Annotated in this window: 19 protein-coding genes; 3 read left to right on the top strand and 16 right to left on the bottom strand. The window is 70.0% G+C overall.

The window, feature by feature from the left end:
* Positions 1-108: 108 nt before the first annotated feature.
* Both ACWCRB_RS22280 and ACWCRB_RS22275 read right to left on the bottom strand, forming a co-directional pair.
* Complete coding sequence (locus tag ACWCRB_RS22280) at positions 109-1,287, bottom strand: amidohydrolase family protein (RefSeq protein ID WP_450997695.1); 1,179 nt, start codon at positions 1,285-1,287, stop codon at positions 109-111.
* Positions 1,288-1,323: 36 nt separating this feature from the next.
* Positions 1,324-2,877 (bottom strand): AMP-binding protein, encoded by a 1,554-nt coding sequence (locus ACWCRB_RS22275; RefSeq protein WP_450997694.1) that lies wholly within the window; start codon positions 2,875-2,877, stop codon positions 1,324-1,326.
* A 65-nt stretch (positions 2,878-2,942) separates the two neighbouring features.
* On the opposite strand from ACWCRB_RS22275, the gene ACWCRB_RS22270 reads away from it, so the two are divergent.
* From ACWCRB_RS22270 to ACWCRB_RS22260, 3 genes are all read left to right on the top strand, one after another.
* A complete protein-coding gene (locus ACWCRB_RS22270) occupies positions 2,943-3,941 on the top strand; it encodes a 2Fe-2S iron-sulfur cluster-binding protein (protein WP_450997693.1) in 999 nt (332 codons plus the stop codon).
* Between the two features lie 64 nt (positions 3,942-4,005).
* Positions 4,006-4,728, top strand: a complete 723-nt coding sequence (locus ACWCRB_RS22265) for an enoyl-CoA hydratase/isomerase family protein (RefSeq protein WP_450997692.1) — start codon at positions 4,006-4,008, stop codon at positions 4,726-4,728.
* Positions 4,721-5,764 carry an alpha/beta hydrolase fold domain-containing protein gene (locus ACWCRB_RS22260; protein ID WP_450997691.1) on the top strand — a complete coding sequence of 348 codons (1,044 nt, stop codon included), beginning with the start codon at positions 4,721-4,723 and terminating at the stop codon, positions 5,762-5,764. Before ACWCRB_RS22265 ends, ACWCRB_RS22260 begins: the two co-directional genes overlap by 8 nt.
* Here ACWCRB_RS22260 and ACWCRB_RS22255 read toward each other — a convergent pair.
* The 14 genes from ACWCRB_RS22255 to ACWCRB_RS22190 form a co-directional block, all read right to left on the bottom strand.
* The gene (locus ACWCRB_RS22255; RefSeq protein ID WP_450997690.1) at positions 5,718-6,284 is read right to left on the bottom strand and encodes a TetR/AcrR family transcriptional regulator; all 567 of its coding nucleotides are present in this window, start codon (positions 6,282-6,284) and stop codon (positions 5,718-5,720) included. The genes ACWCRB_RS22260 and ACWCRB_RS22255 overlap by 47 nt on opposite strands.
* A 166-nt stretch (positions 6,285-6,450) precedes the next feature.
* A complete protein-coding gene (locus tag ACWCRB_RS22250; RefSeq protein ID WP_450997689.1) occupies positions 6,451-6,762 on the bottom strand; it encodes a DUF1330 domain-containing protein in 312 nt (103 codons plus the stop codon).
* 35 nt (positions 6,763-6,797) lie between these two features.
* Positions 6,798-6,986 (bottom strand): ferredoxin, encoded by a 189-nt coding sequence (locus ACWCRB_RS22245; protein WP_450997688.1) that lies wholly within the window; start codon positions 6,984-6,986, stop codon positions 6,798-6,800.
* Positions 6,983-8,293 carry a cytochrome P450 gene (locus ACWCRB_RS22240; RefSeq protein ID WP_450997687.1) on the bottom strand — a complete coding sequence of 437 codons (1,311 nt, stop codon included), beginning with the start codon at positions 8,291-8,293 and terminating at the stop codon, positions 6,983-6,985. Before ACWCRB_RS22240 ends, ACWCRB_RS22245 begins: the two co-directional genes overlap by 4 nt.
* A 125-nt stretch (positions 8,294-8,418) precedes the next feature.
* Positions 8,419-9,300, bottom strand: coding sequence for an NAD(P)-dependent oxidoreductase (locus ACWCRB_RS22235; protein WP_450997686.1), 882 nt, complete (start codon positions 9,298-9,300; stop codon positions 8,419-8,421).
* Positions 9,300-9,848, bottom strand: a complete 549-nt coding sequence (locus ACWCRB_RS22230; RefSeq protein ID WP_450997685.1) for a DoxX family protein — start codon at positions 9,846-9,848, stop codon at positions 9,300-9,302. Before ACWCRB_RS22230 ends, ACWCRB_RS22235 begins: the two co-directional genes overlap by 1 nt.
* Positions 9,845-10,753: an alpha/beta hydrolase gene (locus tag ACWCRB_RS22225; RefSeq protein ID WP_450997684.1), complete on the bottom strand. Its 909-nt coding sequence runs from the start codon at positions 10,751-10,753 to the stop codon at positions 9,845-9,847. Before ACWCRB_RS22225 ends, ACWCRB_RS22230 begins: the two co-directional genes overlap by 4 nt.
* On the bottom strand, positions 10,750-12,426 hold the full coding sequence (locus ACWCRB_RS22220; RefSeq protein ID WP_450997683.1) for a thiolase C-terminal domain-containing protein: 1,677 nt from the start codon (positions 12,424-12,426) through the stop codon (positions 10,750-10,752). The genes ACWCRB_RS22225 and ACWCRB_RS22220 overlap by 4 nt, the downstream gene beginning before the upstream one ends.
* A complete protein-coding gene (locus tag ACWCRB_RS22215) occupies positions 12,423-13,787 on the bottom strand; it encodes a cytochrome P450 (RefSeq protein WP_450997682.1) in 1,365 nt (454 codons plus the stop codon). The genes ACWCRB_RS22220 and ACWCRB_RS22215 overlap by 4 nt, the downstream gene beginning before the upstream one ends.
* Before the next feature lie 18 nt (positions 13,788-13,805).
* Entirely contained in the window at positions 13,806-14,006 is a 201-nt protein-coding gene (locus ACWCRB_RS22210) for a ferredoxin (protein ID WP_405539933.1), read from the bottom strand.
* Positions 14,007-14,057: 51 nt separating this feature from the next.
* Entirely contained in the window at positions 14,058-15,428 is a 1,371-nt protein-coding gene (locus ACWCRB_RS22205; RefSeq protein WP_450997681.1) for an ABC transporter substrate-binding protein, read from the bottom strand.
* A gap of 54 nt (positions 15,429-15,482) precedes the next feature.
* On the bottom strand, positions 15,483-16,691 hold the full coding sequence (locus ACWCRB_RS22200) for a CaiB/BaiF CoA transferase family protein (protein ID WP_450997680.1): 1,209 nt from the start codon (positions 16,689-16,691) through the stop codon (positions 15,483-15,485).
* Entirely contained in the window at positions 16,688-18,124 is a 1,437-nt protein-coding gene (locus ACWCRB_RS22195; RefSeq protein WP_450997679.1) for an aldehyde dehydrogenase family protein, read from the bottom strand. Before ACWCRB_RS22195 ends, ACWCRB_RS22200 begins: the two co-directional genes overlap by 4 nt.
* 34 nt (positions 18,125-18,158) lie before the next feature.
* The gene (locus ACWCRB_RS22190; protein WP_450997678.1) at positions 18,159-18,890 is read right to left on the bottom strand and encodes an SDR family oxidoreductase; all 732 of its coding nucleotides are present in this window, start codon (positions 18,888-18,890) and stop codon (positions 18,159-18,161) included.
* Positions 18,891-19,056: the final 166 nt, after the last annotated feature.

Here is a 19,056-nt window from a genome sequence, read left to right as displayed (position 1 = left end):
GGTCCACCTGCTGGGCGAACGTGCGCCTGTGATCGCCGCCGACGACGGGTTCGGCTTAACCGAAGCGGTCGGCCGCGCTCAGCACCATCCGCGGGATGGTCTCCCACTTCATTCCGGGATCAGCCGGGAGAGGTTGCCGCCCATGATCTTGGCCTGGTCCGTGACGCTCAGGTGCTGGATGGCGTCGACGTAACTCTGCGGCTGGGCCAGACCCTCGGGGTGCGGGTAGTCCGAGCCGAACAGCACCCGGTCCACGCCCATCAGGTCGACGAGGTCGCCGAGGTCGTCCTCGTAGAACGGGCTGACATGGATGCTGTCCTTAACGGCCTGCACCGGGTCCCCGAGGAACTCGTGCGGCATCTTCTTGTGGACGTCGCGGAGTTGGTCGAGCAGCGGCGCCACCCAGGAGGAGCCGTTCTCGATGAGCGCGATCTTCAGCCCCGGGACTCGGAACAGCGCGCCGTGGCACACCCAGGCGGCCACCGCGTCCTGGATCGGCCGCCACTCGGACACCGCGCGGAAGGCGTTGGGCTTGAACGGGAGCATCTCGTTGGTCCCGCCCTCCCAGTCGCTGGTGTACCGGGCGTAGCCGCTGTCCGAGGAGTGCATCGCGACCAGGACGCCGGTCTCGACGACGCGTTTCCAGAACGGGTCGAACTCGGGCGACGCGAAGGAGCGCGAGCCGCCGTAGCCGGGCACCGGGGCCGGGCGCACCAGGATCGCCTTGGCTCCGCGCTCGACCGCCCAGTTCAGCTCCGCGATCGCCTTGTCGACGATGGGCAGGGTGATGACCGGGGTGGTGAGGATGCGGTCCTTGTAGTTGAAGCCCCACGTCTCGTACAGCCACTCGTTGAGCGAGTGGATCACCGCGTGGATCAGTTCGGGGTCGTCCCGCATCCGCTCCTCGATGAGGCTGGCGAGCGTCGGGAACATCAGCGTCCGCTGCACGCCCAGTTCGTCCAGCAGTTCCAGCCGGGGCCCCGGTTCACGGAAGGCGGGGATGGAGCGCATCGGCTCGCCGAAGATCTCGCGGCGGGTCTTCCCGTCCGGGTTGCCGAACTTGAAGTAGTCCTCCATCGCCCCGGGGCGGGCGACCACCTCGAAGGTGGGGTTGGGGATGTACTCGCTGATCTGCCCCCGGATCGCGATCTTCGTACGGCCGTTCACCTGCACGTACTGGATCGCGCCCTCGTATTGCTTGGGGAGGTGCCTGGTCAGCGCCTCTTCGGTCTCGTACAGGTGGTTGTCCGCGTCGAAAAGCGGATACGGCAGCTCGCGCGACGGCATTGAGATCCTCCTTCGCAGATTGTGAGAATCTTATTCTCACTTCTTGCGGCCCGCAATGTCCTTGCGGAGAACGAACTTCTGAACCTTGCCGCTGGCGGTGCGCGGGAACTCGTCGACGACGTGCAGTTCCTCCGGCCACTTCTGCCGGGCGAGGCCCTCGCGGTCGAGGTGGGCGCGCATCTCGTCGAGCGTGGGCGCGGGATGACCGGGTTTCAGCCGCAGGACGGCCGCCGCGTGTTCGCCGAGCCGCTCGTCGGGGGCGGCCACCACCGCGGCCTCGGCGACGGCCGGCAGGGCGAGCAGCACCTCCTCGACCTCCAGGGCACCGATGTTCTCGCCGCCCCGGATGATGATGTCCGCCTTGCGGTCGGTGATGGTGAGATAGCCGTCGCCGTCGATGACCCCGATGTCGCCGGTGCGGTACCAGCCGTCGGCGTCGAAGGCCCGGTCGGTCAGCGCGGGGTCGGTGTAGCCGAGGCAGAGATCCGGTCCCCGGCTGAGGATCTCGCCGTCCTCGGCGAGCCTGACCTCGACTCCGGGGAGGGAATCACCGTCGGTGTAGAGCCGCTTGGCCTCGGTCGCGGTGTGGCGGGAGCCCGTGATCGAGGGGTGCTCGGTGCTGCCGTACGAGCGGAAGACGGTGATGCCGAGCGCCGCCAGCCTGTCGGTGACGGCGGCCGGGACCGCCGAGCCGCCGAGGCCCGCGTACTTCATGCGGGCGAGGTGGGCGGGGGTGAAGTCGGGGTGGTCGAGGAGGCTCGTCATGTAGTACGCGGCGCCGCCGCCGACCGTCAGACCGTCGCTCTTCATCAGGCCGAGGGCCGCGCCGGGGTTCCAGGCGTCGGCGAGGTTGACCGGGGTGCCGTCCAGGACGGGGATGAGGAAGGCGTTGACCATGCCGATGAAGTGGCCGACGGGGGCCGAGGTGAGCTGGCGGCCCCGGTCGGGCGGGTAGAGCCCGGCGAGTTGGCGGGTCTCGAAGCCGAGGGTCTGGTGGCTGTGCACAACTCCCTTGGGGTCACGGGTCGTTCCGGAGGTGAACGCGATCAGTGCCGGTCCCGCCGGATCCGTTGGGAGGACCCCGGGGAGGGGTTCGTCGGCGAGCAGGTCGTCGAAGTCCCGCCCGACGACACCGACCACCGGCACACCTGCACTCAGGTCGAGCTGGTGTTCGAGGTGGCCGAAGCGGGCGGCGGTGACGAACACGCGCGGTCGGACCGCGTCCAGGATGTAGCCGACCTCCTTGCGCCCGTAGAAGTGGACGACCGGCACGACGACCGCACCGAGGAAGGCCGACGCCCAGAAGACCGCCGCCGCTTCCATCCAGTTGGGCAGCTGGAACGCGACCACGTCGCCGGGACCCACCCCGCACGCCCGGAGCCCGGCCGCCAGCCGGCGTGCGACGCGCTCGACGTCGGCGAAGGTCCCCGTCCAGGGCCGGACCGCCGAGTGCACGCGGAACTCCGTGTCGGGGGCGGCTGCCAGACCATGAGCCAGCAGGTCACCGAGCGTGTCGCGGATCCACCAGCCCTCCGCCTCATAGCGCTTGGCCAGTTCTGCGGGGACCGTGCGTGTGGGGATGGTTCGCATCGCGGGAACTCCTTCCCTCGTAACGAGAATTGCACTCTCGCAGAGGGAGAAGGTAAATTCCATACATGGTACGAGACCACGGTTTCCACCCGGTCCGGATCAAGCGGATCGTCCAGGAGACAGCCGACACGCGCACCTTTGTGCTCGACGCCCCCTTCCCCTATCGCGCCGGGCAGTTCCTGACGGTACGAGCGTGCGGCACCCTGCGGAGCTACTCGATGTCGAGTTCGCCGGACACCGACATCGAGTTGACGACCACGGTGAAGCGGGTTCCGGGCGGTCTGGTGTCGAACTGGATGCACGACCACCTCACCCCAGGCGATCTCATCGAGACCACGTCTCCGGCGGGGGTCTTCTGTCTGCGCGAGGGGACGACACCGCTGGTCGCCCTCTGCGGCGGCAGCGGCGTCACGCCGGTCCTCTCGCTGGTGAAGACCGCGCTGGCCACGACCGGACGGCGGGTCCGGGTCCTGGCCGCCGACCGGGACGCGGCCTCGGTCATCTTCCGCGACACGCTGTCCGAGCTGGCCGAACGGCACCCGGACCGATTCGAGATCCGCCACCACCTCGACGACGCCCAGGGACTCGTCACCGGCGCCGAGATACAGGCGTTCGTCGGGGACGACCTGGACGCGGACTTCTATCTCTGCGGTCCCGCACCGTTCATGGAGCTGGCCGAGAGCACGCTTCTCGCACAGGGGGCCGATGCAGGGCAGATCGTCGCGGAACGCTTCACTCCGGCACCCGAGGCACCCGAGGACCCCGCCGAAGCCGTACCGGAGACCGGTGGCGGCACGGTCACCGTCGTCCTCGCCGGGAAGCGGCGCACGGTCGACCAGCATCCCCGCGAGTCGCTGCTGGAGAGCGCCCGCCGGGCCGGCCTCATGCCGCCCTTCTCCTGCGAGATGGGCAACTGCGGCACCTGTATCGCCCGGCTCACCGAGGGCGAGGCCAAGATGCGCGTCAACAACGCCCTGGACGACGACGAGGTCGCCGAGGGCTGGGTCCTGACCTGCCAGGGCGAACCGGTGACCCCGCACGTCACCGTCGAGTACGAGACCTGAGTACGCGATACGAGACCTGAGTACGAGACCCGAAGCCCGCGCCCCACCGACCGAAGAGGCACACATGGTTGATCTCGAACTCGAACTGGACGAGGGCCTGGCGGTCATCACCATCAACCGCCCGCACGCCCGCAACGCCATCGCACCGGCCACCATGGACGAGCTGGACAAGGCCCTCGACGCGGCGGCGGGCGCCCGGGCCCTGGTCATCACGGGCGCCGGAGACAAGGCCTTCGTGTCGGGCGGCGACCTCAAGGAACTCGCCGCGATCCGCACCGAGGACGAGGCGCTCGCGATGGCTCTGCGGATGCGTGGCGTCTGCGACCGGATCGCCGCCTTCCCCGGACCGGTGATCGCCGCCCTCAACGGCCACGCCTTCGGCGGCGGTGCCGAGGTCGCGGTGGCCGCCGACATCCGGATCGCGGCCGACGACATCAGGATCGGCTTCAACCAGACGGCCCTGGCGATCATGCCCGCGTGGGGCGGCGCCGAACGGCTCGCCGCCCTGGTCGGCAGGGGCCGCGCGCTCCTGCTCGCCGGCAGCGCGCAGATCCTCGCCGCGCCGGAGGCCGAACGCCTCGGCCTGGTGGACCGCGTACTCCCCCGGTCCGCCTTCGAGGAGGGCTGGCGCACGCTGGCCCGCACACTCGCCACCCGCCCGGCACAGGAGATCAAGCGGGTGGTGTCCGGAGACCTCACGGCGGACGAGGCGGCCCACGCCTTCGCCCGGCTGTGGGTGTCCGACGAGCACTGGCAGGCAGCGGAAAGGGTGATGCCCCGTGGATGACACACGAGTTGAGGCCGCAGGCGGATACGGCGCCGCCGAGGCTGCCGCAGAGGCAGGCACCGACCGCCCGCCCGCGTCCGCGCAACCCGCGTTCACACAGCCCGACTTGACCGACACGCGAGTGGCCGCACCCGATGCGCGGGCAACCGACCCGGCGCGGACCCGAGTTGCGACCGCACGCCGATCCGGCGGCCCCGCCGTCCTGACGCAAGCCCGCACCGACCGCCCGCACACCCCACCCGAACCCACCCACGCACAGCCCGACTTGACCGACGTCCGCTCCGAGCAGAGCGACACGGAGACGAACCAAGTGGGCCCCGTGCGCGTCGAGTCGAGCCCGATCGGGCTGATCGTCCGCCCTCCGGAACCCACCGATCTCGTGATCCTCTACCTCCACGGCGACCGGCATCTCTCCGGCACCCCGGAGTCGGCGCTCGACCTCGCCGAGCGGCTCGCGCTGCGGACAGGCGCGGTGGTCGTCTGTCCGCGCTACCGCAGCTCGTTCCCGGGCGCCCTGGACGACGTACACGCGGTGTACGACTCCTGCCGGGCCCGGGGGCCGGTGGCGCTGGCCGGGGAGCGGCTCGGGGGCGGGCTCGCGGCCTCGCTGCTGGTGCGGCTGCGGGACATGGGGGCGGCGGCGCCGCAGTGCGCGGTGCTCGGTTCGGCGCTGCTGGATCTGACCCTGGACGCGCCGAGCCTGTTGTTCAACGCGGCGGCCGAGCCCTCCTTCGACGTCGACGAACTCCGACTGCGCGCCGCCCTCTACGCGGCCGGCACCGAGCCGACGAACCCGCTGCTCAGCCCGTTGCACGCCAATCTGCACGGGCTGCCGCCGGTGCAGCTGCTGGTCGCGGGCACCGATCCGCTGCTGGACGACTCGCTCGGGTTCGCCGCCCGCGCGGCCCGCTCCGGGGTCACCGTGGATCTGCGGGTCCGGGAGGACGCGGAGCGGCTGCGGCCCGAGACGGTGACGGCCATGGCCGGGTTCATCCGGGCGTGGACCCGATCAGAAGGGTCATCACGTCCCGCATGATCTCGGGGTAGTCGGACTGCTCGTCGTCCAGCAGCCACTGCAACTGCATGCCGTCGAGCATCGCTACCAGGGCGCTCGCCGCTGCGCGCGGGGTGAGGCCGCTGGGCAGGCGGTCGCCGTAGAGCTTGGTCAGATGGGCGACGGTGTTGTCCTGAATCGAGCGGTAGTGGTCGTGGCAGAACGCGTGGGCGGGGTCGTCCCCGATGATCCCCTCCGCGATCAGCACGCTGTGGATCTGGACGAGGCCGGCGTTCTGGTGGTCGTACGCGACAACGTCGGCGACCAGGCTCGGCAGGTCCTCGTACGCATGGCCCGCCAGGTGTTCGCGGGCGAGGTCCTCGCGGCGCTGGAGGAGGGCGTGCAGCAGGCGCTTCTTGCTGGGGAAGTAGTGCAGGACGCCCTGCCGGGTCAGGCCCGCACGTTCGGCGACCGCGTCGATGGAGGTCCTTCTGTAGCCGCGCTCGGCGAACACCTCCAGGGCAGCACCCAGGATCTCCTCGCGCCGGGTCGTCGTCTCCACGCGTCACCCTCTCCGCCACTGACACACCGATGTGACAGTACGGTCACCACACCACACAATCGGCCCTTTCGGCCACTGGCGGTCGGCGACGGTTTTCGGCAGGGTGCGCCACAAACACCAACGCCCGCCGGACAGGCGGGCGTTGACTCTGTGTTCCGGGCTGGTGTCAGCCGTTCCCGGCAGGAGGCTCGAAACCGGCGACGATCACCACATTGGAGTCGGCCGCCGCCTGCCGCAGGGGCCTGGCCTTCGCGTACTCGGCGGACTCGTACCAGGCGCGGGCCGCTTCCACCGACTCGAATTCGAGGACGACGGTCCGGTCACCGTGCCACTCGCCCTCCAGCGCCTCCGCCCCGTCGTGGACGGCCAGGATCTTCGCCCCGTGCGCCGCCAGCGTCGCCCCCGCGGCGCGGGCGTAGGCCTCCATGCCCGCCGGGTCCTTGATGGCTTCGGTGACGATCACGTACCCCTTGGGCATCGCCAACTCCTCTCGGCTCACTGTGCAGTTGGGCCTCAGCTCAACACGATGGCCCGCTCGGGGCAACTGCTTACCGCCGTGCGCACCGCGCTCTCGTGCTCGGCCGGAACCTCCGGCACCAGCACCTCGGCGTACCCGTCGTCGGTGAGGTCGAAGACCTCGGGGCACAGGGTCCAGCACACGCCGTGTCCCCGGCAGCGGTCCTCGTCCACGACGGCCTTCATCGGGCGGGCTCCTCTGCGAGGGTGAACTCCAGGCCGAGGTGGGTCAGTCCGCGCAGGATGTACGTCGGCAGGTACCGGTACTCGCGGGCGTCGGCCGGGCCGTGCACCCGTTCGGAGATCCTGATGTCGGACGTACGGTCGAGGATGCGTTCGATGGCCACGCGGGCCTCGGCGCGGGCGAGGGGCGCACCGGGGCAGGTGTGGACGCCACGGCCGAACGCAAGGTGATGGCGGGCGTTGGCGCGCGTGGCGTCGAAGGTCTGCGGGTCCTCGAAGTGGCGCGGGTCGCGGTTCGCGGCGCCGTTGAGGACCATGAGCGTGGTGCCGGCGGGGATGTCGACACCGCCGACCGTGGTCGGTGTGCGGGAGAGCCGGAAGTCGCCCTTGATGGGGCTCTCCATCCGCAGCACCTCCTCGATGAAGTTCGGGAGGCGGTCCCGCTCGGCACGCAACAGGGCCTGGATCTCGGGCTGCTCGGCGATGATCTTGAGCGCGTTGCTCAGCAGCCGGACGGTGGTCTCCTGACCGGCCGCGAACAGGTTGGTGGCGACCCGGGCGACATCGGCGACATCGGGGGTCGAGCCGTCGGGGAAGGTCGCGACGGCGAGGCCGGTGATCACGTCGTCGCGGGGTTCGCGGCGGCGGTCCTCCACGTACGCCGCGAAGCGGTCGTACAGGTACTCCAGCGGCGTGTGCGTCATCTCGCCACTGGTGCTGCCGACACCCGGGTCGCCGTGCGGCCGGTTGAGCTCCTCGACGAACTCGTCCCGGTCCGCGTCGGGGATGCCGAGCAGGTCGGTGATGACCCGCAGGGTGAACGGCCCGGCGAAGCCGCCGATGAAGTCGCCCTCGCCCGCGGCCAGATACTCGTCCAGCTGGGCGTCGGCGAGGTGCCACATGGACGCCTCGTTCTCCTTGAGGCGCCTCGGCGTGATGAGCCGCATCAGCAGCCCGCGGTGGGCCGTGTGCATGGGCGGGTCGAACGTCGGCAGCTGGTCGCTCATCGGGAGTTCGTCCCGGTGCAGCTCGATCAGCTCACTGATGTCGTCGCCCTCCAGCGGGACCGGGAACCCCGGGAAGGGCCCGGTCACCGACACGCACGACGAGAACGTCTCGGAGTCGCTGAAGACCTGCACCGCCTCGTCGTACCCGGTCACCATCATCACGTCGTGATGGCTCTCGCGCTGTACGGGGCACTGGCCGCGTAGAGCCTCGAAGTACGGGTAGGGGTCCGCGACGGGGCCCTCGTCCCGGAAGAAGTCGATCGCGTCGAAGTCGTTCACGGCCTGTACGGCTCCCTTCGTCACCCTCACACCGGACGATATCAATGCTCTTCAATAATGAGAAGGCCGTTTCCAATTGCGGGAATCGGCTGGGATTCGACTGTGGCGAGCGGTAGTTGACGTGTTGTACCGACTTGGCTTGTACCGACTCAGCCGGCCCGCCGCCCACGCACCCTTCCCCGGACCGGGCGAACCCCCGGCGCCGGGATCACGGCGCTCTGCGCCATGAGGGCGAGGGCATCGTCGGCAGTCCGCATCACGGTCGTGCCCGCCGGGGTGCCCGCCTCCTCGGCGAGGTCGGCCAGCAGCCGCGCGTCCTTGCGCAGCAGCGGACCGGCGTGGGCGGCGAGCCGTTCCAGGGTGCCGCCGTCCGCGGCGACCCGGCGCAGCGCGAAGCTCGCCCCGCTGCCGTGCGCGAGGACGTCGGCGAGGCCGGCCGGGTCCACGTCGAGGCTGCGCCCGAGGGCGAGTACGTCGGCGGAGGTCGCCAGGTTCGCCGTGAACAGGGCGTTGTTGAGCAGCTTGGCGACCTGCCCCGAGCCCAGCGGGCCCATGTGGACGACCGGATCGCCGTACGTCTCGAACACGCGTCGGCAGAAGGCGACGGTCCCGGACTCGCCCCCGACCATGACCAGCAGCCGTCCCTCGGCCGCCGCGCCGCCGCCTCCGCTGACCGGCGCGTCGACCAGGGCGACCCCGCGCAGTCTGGCCCGGTCGGCAAGCCGGCGGCAGGTGTCGGGGTGGACGGTGCTGTGCACGGCGATCACCCCGCCCTGCCGGAGCCCGGCGAGGACGCCCTCGTCGCCGACGATCACCTCCTCGACGTCCGCGTCGTCGCCGACACAGACGCACACGAGGTCACTGGCGGCGGCCAACTCGGCTGCGGAGACAGCACGTTGGGCGGGCGTACCGGCGAACGGGGTGAGCGAGGCGGGTCTCCTCGCCCACAGGGTCGTCGTGAACCCCGCGTCGACGATCCGCCGTGCCATGGGCCCGCCCTGGTTGCCGAGCCCGATGAATCCGACGCGCATCAGCCGGCCTCCTGCGCGGCCGGTTCGGTCGCCGGCGCCTCCGCTGCCTTCGCGGGCCGTTCGGGACGCCAGAACGTCGCCAGCAGTCCCGCCGTCGCCGCAACGGCCACGCCGAGCGCGATACCGCCGCCGGCCCAGCCGGTGATCTCGATATCGGCCGCGTGGTCCAGGGACACCTTGCCGGGCCCGAACACCCCGAGCGCCACGGAGATCACAGCCAGCATCAGGACGTACTCGTAGCCGTCCTTGAACACGAAGAACCCGTTGGTCCGGTGGGCCAGGAGCCCCGCGACCAGCATCACCGAGACGACCGCCGCGCAGGCCAGCGGGGTGAACAGACCGAGGACAAGCAGCGCGCCCGCGCCGATCTCGGTGACCACGCTCATCCACGCCTGCAGCTTGCCGTGCCGCAGTCCCAGCCCGCCGAACCAGCGGGCCGTGCCCTCGATCTTTCCGCCGCCCCGCCAGTGGTTGAGTCCGTGCGCGATCATGATGACGCCCAGGACCACTCGGACGACCAGCAACGCGACCACTTCCGCGTTCGTCAACTTGCTCTCCCCTGCTGCCGTTCGGCGACCTCCGCCGCCGAAGTCTGTTCCTCGCGTGCGAGCACGCACTCCTCCACGAACGACAGCACCTTGAGGTGATAGGCCATAGAGGTCAACCCAATGCTCAAGTTGTGTCCGCCGCCGGTCTGTTCGTCGACGGCTACCCGGGGCGACGCGGTGAACAGGGAGGCGATGTCGGCGAGCGCCGAGGGTCCGCCGCTCCACACCCGCTCGTGCTCGCCGAGGGTGTAGTGGACGGGGACGCGTATCCGTGGGGCGAGCTGGGGAAACGTGTCGATCCAACTCCGGGCGACGGCACCCTCGTACGCGGGTGAGCGCGACGAGATGCGGGCGCCGCCGACCACGTCGTCCGCGTACAGCCGGGACGGCTGCCACAGCAGGTCGCGCACCCCGCTGTTCGGTGGCCGCTGCCGCCAGTCGCCGAGGATGCCGGCCGCGTCGTCGTGGTGACGGCGTCCGGTGCCGGCGAGTTCCAGGCCGAGCAGGTCCCCGCCGCGCCGCTCGTCGGCCGCCATACGGACTCCGAGTTCGGAGCCGATGGAGTGGGCCAGCACGAAGACGCCGGCTCCGCGCGGGCGGGCGGCGAGGAGGCGTTCGACGGCGCCGTAGGCGACGTCGACGCGCCGTTCGGCGGAGGTGAACTCGTCGGCGTACGGGGCCGAACTGCCGTATCCGGGACGGTCGATGGCGATGACGGTGAAGCCGAGGGACTCGCCGACGCGGAGCAGGGACAGCCGGGGCCGGTCCGGGTAGTCGAAGTACCCGGAGTACGCGGCCCCGCCGTGCAGGGCGAGGACGACGGCGCGCGGCTGCCGTGCCTCGCGCAGGAGTGCGGACACGGCGATGCCGTCCACGTCGACGACGACGCGTGAGGCACCGGTCATGTGTCGGTCCGGAAGAGGATCGCACCGCTCGGGGCGAGTCCGCCGGTGCTGACGACGGCGACCCGGGCGTCCGCCACTTGGCGTGCGTCGGCCTCGCCGCGCAGCTGGGTGATCGCCTCGTGGACCAGCCCCAGGCCGTGGGTGCGGCCGTGCGAGAGCTGTCCGCCATGGGTGTTCAGGGGCAGCAGTCCGTCGCGGGCGATGTTCTTGCCGCCGTCCAGGAAGTCCTTGGCCTCGCCGATCCCGCAGAAGCCCAACGCCTCTATCCAGGAAAGGCAGTTGAAGGTAAAGCCGTCGTAGAGCTGGGCCACGTCGACGTCGGTGGGGCGGAGTGAGGTACGGGTCCACAAGTGCGCGGACTGGCCTAGGACTTGGGGTTCGTGGGTGAGCGTGCTCTGGTCCCACTCGATACGTTCGAGGATCTGGGTGCCGACCGCCTCGACGAGGACGGGCGGTTTGGCGAGGTCCCGGGCCGCGTCCACGGCGGACACGATCACGGCGACCGATCCGTCGCAGGGCACGTCGCAGTCGTACAGGCCGAAGGGGGTGGTGACCATTCTGGCCTGGAGGTAGTCGTCCATGGTCATCGGATCGCGGTAGATCGCGGTGGGGTTGAGCGCGGCGTTCGCCCGCTGGTTGAGGGCGATCCAGCCGAGGGTCTCGCGGGTGGTGCCGTAGCGGTCGAAGTGGCGCTGTGCGTTCATGGCGAGGGTGTGCGCGGCCGAGTACGCCCCGAAGGGCTTCATCCAGCCCGCCGCCGGTGCGCCCGCGCCGGGCGCGGCGATCCGGCCGCGTTTGACCAGTTCGCCGTACGACGACTCCCAGACCGTACGGAAGCACAGCACATGCCGGGCGAGGCCGCCCGCGACCGCGAGCATCGCCGCGACCAGGGAGCCGCCGGGGCCGAAGGTCTCGCTGCCGCCGTTGTACCAGGTGGGCCGGACGCCCAGCGCGGCCTCCAGCGCGGTGACCCCGCCCTCGGCGAAGCCTCCGTAGGCTCCGGCGCCCGGGTAGGCGGCCAGACCGTCGATGTCGTCGATGGTCAACCCGGCGTCGGCGATGGCGCGTTGGCAGGCCTTCACGGTCAGCGACAGCGGCGGGACGAGTTGGCGGCGCCCGATCTCCGAGGCGCCGACACCGGTGATCGCGACCTTGTCCTCGAACTTCTCCGAGGTCACCATCGGCCGTACGTGGGACCGGAATTGGGACGGTTCGATGGCGTCCGCGGGGAAGGGCGCCGGCTCCCCCTGGTCGGCAGCCGGGCGGAACAGGGGCAGCCACGCTTCCCCGGCCCGCTCGAAGACGACCTCCATGCGCATGCCCAACTTCAGCTGTTCGGGCTCGCATTGGACGACATTGGTGGTGAGACGGACCCGGGGGTCCTCCTCGATGGCGACCTGGGCGACGACGAACGGGGTCGGCAACCCGGGTGCGGGGAAACGGTGGTTGACGGTGAAGCCGATCAGGGTCGCGAAGCCGGAGACGGCCCGCACGCCGGTCTCGTGCCCGTGGCAGTAGCGGCACACCGGCTGCGGCGGATGGATGAGGGCCGCGCAGGACCCGCACTCCGTCAGGCGCAGCCGGCCGTCCGCGCCGGAGGCCCAGAAGAAGGCGTTCTCCTCGGTGATCTCCGGCGCGGCGCGTCCCGACGTGTCGGGTGTCTCTTCGGTCATGGGGTGATCTGCGCCTTCGCCTTGCGGACCGTCACCGGCTCGGCGATCCGCTGCTCGTCACAGACCTGTTGCAGCTTCTCCAGCGTCTCGTCGAGCCCTGCGCCGAGCCGGGGACCCGGGGTGAAGGTCGCCGGGAGGTGGCGCATGCCCTGGATGATGCCGATGGTCTCGTAGTGAACGGTGCCCTCCGGGTCGCACTGGTAGTCGGGCATACGGTCGAGCACCTGGGTGACCATGCGCTTGAAGACCGTACGAGCGACATTGGAGCCGATACAGCGGTGGATGCCGAGGCCGAAGCTGCTGTGGCGGTTGGCCGGGCGTTCCAGCTGGACGGTGTCGGGGTCGGGGAAGACGGAGGGGTCGCGGTTGGCCATCGCCCAGGACAGCCAGAGCCGTTCTCCCTCCTTGAAGCGTGTTCCGGCGATCTCGCAGTCGGCGGAGAACGTGCGTCCGTCGCCCGGCGCGGGCGCGTAGAAGCGCAGGAACTCCTCCGTGGCAGAGTCCAGCAGGGTGTCCCGTTCGCGGCTGAGCCTGTCCCGCTCAGCGGGATTCTCGCCCAGCCATTCCAGTGCGTGTGCGGTGAGCGCGGTCGTGGTGTCGAAGCCGCCGCCGATCAACAGGGCCAGTACGCCCAGGAGTTCGCTGTCGGGCGGGGTCTTGCCGTTGATGTCCGCGTGGATGAGCGCGTCCACGAGTCCCGGCCTGGGGTTGGCGCGGATCTCGGCGATGGCCGTGGCCAGGCCGATGCCCATGTTCCGGGCCATCTCGGCGACGCGTTTCATGTCGGGCGAGTTGGGCGGGGTGTAGACGGAGGCGTGGGCCGGCTCGTTGTAGACGGTCCAGTCCTTGAGCGGGATGCCCATCATCGCCAGGGTGAGGACGGCCGGGACGATGTTGGCGAGGTCGTCGACGAAGTCGATGCGGCCGGACTCGATCTTCTCGTCGATGGCGGCGCGCACCACCTCGTCGACGACCGGGATCCAGCGGCTGATGGCCGCCGGGGAGAGATAGGGGTTGAGGGCCTGGCGGTAGTGGCGCTGTTCCGGCGGGTCCATCTCCAGGAACCCGCCCTGGACCTGGCCCCGTTCCTTGGACGGCGGCGGGATGGTGATGCCCTGGTATCCGCGCCGCTCGCCCTTGACGTCGTGGTCGTTGGAGATGAACTCGGCGGCCCGGGCCAGTTCGAAGACCTCACGGTTGCCGCTGGCGACCCAGTGGCCGCCGTGCGTCTCGGTCCAGGCGATGGGGCACTTGGACTGCAGTTCGTGGGTGGTCTCGGTGAACTGGTGCCGGTACTCGGGGGTGTGCCGGTCGAAGTGGACCGTGTGCTTCTTGCGGTCGGCGTCGTCGTCCGTGGTCATCGTGTGGTTGTGCTCCCCTCAGGAAACGAAGATCGCGCGTTCCGGACAGGACCTGACCGCCTCGACGACCTGGTCCTGCTGATCGTCCGGAACCTCCTCGTCGATCACCGACGAGTGACCGTCGATCTCGCTCAGCTCGAACACCTTCGGCGCCCGCATGGCACAGAGCGTGTGCCCCTGGCAGCGCTCCGGGTCGACCCGTACCTTCACGACCTGCATCCTTCCTGCCGCAACTTCGGGCGTTCTGCCACGACTTGGGGCTCCCGCCCGCTACTTCAGATCCGCCATGGACTTGCCGACGTCGGCGAGCGTCATCGGCTTGCCGTAGGACTTCTTGTACTTGTACGCCGGGATGTCGCAGCGGTAGGAGCCCTGATCCGGCTTGAAGTCGGCGACGGTCCAGCCCTTTTCGGTCGCCTTGGCGACGTTGAAGCACTCGGGCGGGTTGGTGACCTTCGTCAGGTCCATCGGGGCCTGGAGTCCGCCCGCCGTCCACTCCGTCTGCTTGATCGCGTTCTCGTACACGCACTTGCGGGTCAGCTCGTCGCACTCGCCGGCCGCGGTGGCGAACAGCAGCCAGGCGTCGAAGGAGCGCAGCGCGGGCAGGGTGACCTCGGCGTCGGGCGCGTACTTGGCGAACAGGTCCTCGACCTGCTTGGTCGCCGGGTTGCTGGAGGCCTCTTCCAGCGGGGTGACACCGCTGAGGTCGGCGTAGCTGTTCTGCTTGGCCAGCGCGCTGCCGGTCAACTGGAGGAAGGCGGGGCCGTAGGCGTTGTTGTTGGTGTCGATCCAGTCGAGCTGGTAGCCGGTGTTGGTGAGCGCCTGTTCCAGCTTGGCGAGCTGGCTGAACTGGCCGTTGAAGATGAGTCCCTTGATCTTCTTGCTCTTGATGGTCTGCGCGTACGGAGTCCAGTCGGAGACGCCGGCCGCCGGGTAGACGTCGGTGTAGGCGACCTTGCCGCCGATGGCCGGAATCAGTTCCTTGGCCTGTTCGGCGAGGACCTTGGTGAGCGGGACGTCGCCGGAGATGATGCCGACGTGGTCGGCGGAGTCCGGGTGGGCCTCCTTGATCAGCCAGGTGTAGTAGCCGGTGTAGGGCGCGTAGCCGACTCCGGCACCCTGGGCGAGCACCTGGAGGTCCGCGCCGAGGGCGTTGATCGTGCTGGACTGCGCGGGGAAGTCGGGCAGCAGACAGCTCAGCCGTTCCTTGACGCCGGTGCCGTCGAAGGCGGCACCGCCACCGACCAGGGCGAAGTCGTCCCGGCAGGCCTCGATCATCCGCTGCTGGACCTCCATGAGCTTGGAGTCGCGGGTGACGGGGACGATCTTGCGTCCGTTGATGCCGCCGGCGGCGTTGCACCAGGAGGTGAACACCTTGGCCGCGTTGACGAACTCGGGGTTCTTGGTGAAGCCGATGTCGCTGAACACACCGACCTTGATCTCGCTGTCGGTGATGCCCTGTTCGGTCACGGACTTGGGGCTGCCGGAGTGGCAGACGTTCTTGAGTGTGCCGAAGTCCGCGTTGGCGGCGGCCCCGGACCCGGATGTGGACGGCTCGCCGGCACTGGATGTGGTGGTGGAGCGGTCGGAACACCCGGCCAGGGCCAGGACGAGCGCGGTCGCGATGAGCAGTCGTCTCATCGGTCCTCCAGGTGAAAAGGTTCTGGAACTGCGGGAATCACCCAGCTGCGGTGATCAGGTGACCGCGCCCGCCTCTTTCAGTTCGAGGATGCGGGTCCAGTCCAGGCCCAGTTCGAGGAGGATCTCCTCGGTCTGGGCGGCGAACTCGGGCGCGGGCCCGAGCGGTACGGGGGCGGTGACGTCGAACTGCACGGGGCTGGCGGCGAGTTGGAGTTCGCCCGCCGTGACGAGGTACTCGTTGGCCCTCACCTGTGCGTCCTCGCCGACCTGGAGGGTGTCCTGTACGGGGGCCCAGGGCCCGGCGAGGGTGGCGAAGCGCTTCGTCCAGTCGGCGAGGGTGCGGCCCGCGAGCACCTCGCGCAGGATCTTGACGGCCTGTTCGGTGTTGGCGGCGATGAGTTCGGCAGTGGCGAAGCGGGGGTCGTCGGCGAGTTCGGGGCGGTCGATGTGGTGGCACACGTCGGCCCAGAACTTGCCGGGCTGCATCATGACGAAGGCCAGGTAGCGGCCGTCGGAGGTGGAGTACAGCCCGGACAGGGGGTTGGCCAGGGACCCGTGGGCGCCCGCCGGGGGTGCGACCCAGGGCCTGCCGAGGTGGAGGGAGAGCGCGGTGGCGTGTCCCATGGCCCAGACGCCGCTGCCGAGCAGGGAGACGTCGACGACCGAGGCCTCGCCGGTGCGTTCGCGTCGCAGCAGGGCCGCCGCGATGCCGCCGGCGAGGTTGGTCCCGGAGATGGTGTCCCCGTAGGCGGGTGCGGGCGGGCTGATCATGCCTTCGGTGCCGGCCGGGGTGATGCTGGCGGCGGTGCCGGCCCGGCACCAGAAGGCGGTCATGTCGTAGCCGCCCTTGACCGCTTCGGGGCCGCGCGGGCCCAGGGCGCTCCCCCGGGCGTAGACGATGTCCGGGTTGACGGCGCGGATGTCGTCCACGTCGATGCCGAACCGTTCGCGGTGTCCGGGCAGGAAGCTGGTGAGGAACACGTCGGCGCGCCCGGCCAGGTCGTACAGCACCTCGCGGCCCTCGGGCCGGGAGATGTCGAGGCCCAGGCTGCGCTTGCCCCGGTTGGCGTGTTCGACGTTGGGGTTGGGATCGCCCTCGACGACGAACGTGCCGGTCTGCCTGAGGCCGCGCTGCGGGTCGCCGTTGACGGCGTGCTCGACCTTGATGACGTCCGCACCCCAGTCGGCGAGGACGGCGCCCGCCGAGGGGACGAAGCCGTACATGGCGACTTCGAGGACCCGGATTCCCTCCAGCGGCCTCACCGGACGACCGCCGCGAAGGACTTGTACTCCAGGAACTCCTCAAGCCCCGGAACACCGCTCTCCCGACCGATGCCGGACTGCTTGTAGCCGCCGAACGGCACGTCCGCGGCGAAGTAGTTGCCGCCGTTGATGCTGAAGGTGCCGGTGCGGATGCGGCGCGCGAGGGCGATGGCCCGCTCGTCGTCGCCGCTCTGGATCCCGCCGGACAGTCCGTACACCGAGTTGTTGGCGATGCGGACGGCGTCTTCATCGTCGTCGTACGGGATGACCACGAGCACGGGTCCGAAGACCTCGTCCTGGGCGATCTCGCTGTCCGGGTCGACGTCGGTGAGCAGGGTGGGCGTGAAGTAGAAGCCGGGGTCGACCTTCGTACCGCCGCTGACGAGCTTCGCGCCCGCGGCGACGGCCCGCTGGACCATGCCGTCGACCTTGTCGCGTTGCTTGGCGCTGATGAGCGGACCGGCGAAGGTCTTGGGGTCGGCGGGGTCGCCCATCCGCATCCGGGCGAGGCCCGCGGCGACCTTCTCGACGATCTCGTCGTGGTGGGCCCGGGGTACGAGGAGCCGGGTGGTGAGCGCGCAGCCCTGTCCCGAGTGGGAGCAGATGGTGCCGGCCGCGAACATGGCGGCGGTGGTGAAGTCGGCGTCGTCGAGGATGATCATGGCGGACTTGCCGCCGAGTTCCAGGAACACCTTCTTCACGGTGCGGCTCGCGACCTCCATGATCCGTCGGCCGGTGGCGGTGGAGCCGGTGAAGGAGACCATGTCGACGTCGGCGTGGGTGGTGAGCACCTCGGCCGCCTCGACGGAGGTCGACGTCAGCACGTTGACCACGCCGGGCGGGATGTCCGTGTGCTCGGCGATCAGTTCACCGAGGAACAGCGTGGTCAACGGGGTGTCCGGGGCGCCCTTGAGGACGACCGTGCAGCCTGCTGCGAGTGAGGGCGCGAGCTTGGCCAGGGCCAGCTGGTTCGGGTAGTTGTACGCGGTGATCGCGGCGATGACCCCGACGGCCTCCTTCTCCACCCAGCGGCGGTGGCGCTGGCCGCGGATCTCGACCTCGCCGAGGTCCTCGGTCAGGGGGTACTTGCGCAGCAGGTCGGCGTAGAAGCGGACCAGTTTGACCGGGTCGTCGAGCTGGGGGCCGTAGGTGAGCATGCGGGGTGCGCCGACCTCGGCGATCGTCAGCTCGCGCAGCTCTTCCAGATGGTCGGTCAGCGCCTGGTGGAGCTGGTCGAGACAGCGGATGCGGAACTGGACGTCGGTCGCCCAGCTCGTGGTGTCGAAGGCGCGGCGGGCGGCGGCCACGGCGGCCTCGGTCTGGGCGACCGTGGCGTCGGGGGCCTGGTCGAGGACCTCGCCGGTGGCGGGGTTGAGCGAGGGGAAGGTGTTCTCGGTCCCGACGAGCGCTCCGTCGATGAGCAGCCGTTTCACCGCAGGACCCCCCGTACGTCGCCGAGTTGCCGCCTCACAGCCGGACCCCCTGGCCACCGTCGACGGCGACGACCTGTCCGGTGAGCCAGCCCGCGGCGTCGGAGAGCAGGAACAGCACGGTCGGGGTCAGGTCACTGGGCTGTCCCATCCGCCCGAGCGCGAGCCGCTGCGCCATCGCGTCCTGGTGCTCCTTCGGTACGACGGTGCCCGTGGCCTCGGTGTCCGTCGGCCCCGGCGCGATGCCGTTGACCCGGATCTTCCGGCCGCCGAGTTCGGCGGCGAGCGAGGCGGTGAGGTGGTTGATGCCGGCCTTGGCGAGCCCGTAGTAGCCGGAGGCCATGTAGGACGCGGTGGACGACTGGTTGACGATCGCGCCGCCCTCCGCCATGTGCGGAATGACCGCCCGGGTGCAGTACAGCGCGCCCATCAGGTTCACCTGGATGAAGTGGTTGAGGTAGCCCAGGTCGACGGTGGTGAGGCCTTCACGCTTCATGCTGTGGTAGATCGCGGCGTTGTTGACCAGGTAGTCGATCCGCCCGAACTCGGCGACCACGGCGGCGGCCATCGCCTCGGCCGACTCGGGGTCCCCCACGTCGACCCGGACGAAGAGCGCCCCGTCGATGTCCTTGGCGACCCGCTGTCCCTGCTCCTCGTTGATCTCGGCCACGACGACGCGGGCCCCCTCGGCGGCCAGCGCCCGGGCGTAGTCCTCGCCGATTCCCTGTCCCGCACCGGTGACGATCGCCACCTTGTCCTGGAACCGCATCCTGTCTCCTTGCTCGGGATGGGCGGCTTGCTCCAATGTGGCGGAAACTACATTCTCACTTTCAGCAAATCAACCATCCGAACACGAGAATGTCCGGCGTCACAGGAAGTGGGAGGTGGACGGAGGGCCGCCGGGACACATCACCCCACATCCCGACCTCCCACGG

Source organism: Streptomyces sp. NPDC002156 (assembly GCF_053593675.1).
Note: the sequence above shows the minus strand (reverse complement) of the source record. Positions and strands in the feature narration are given on the sequence as shown.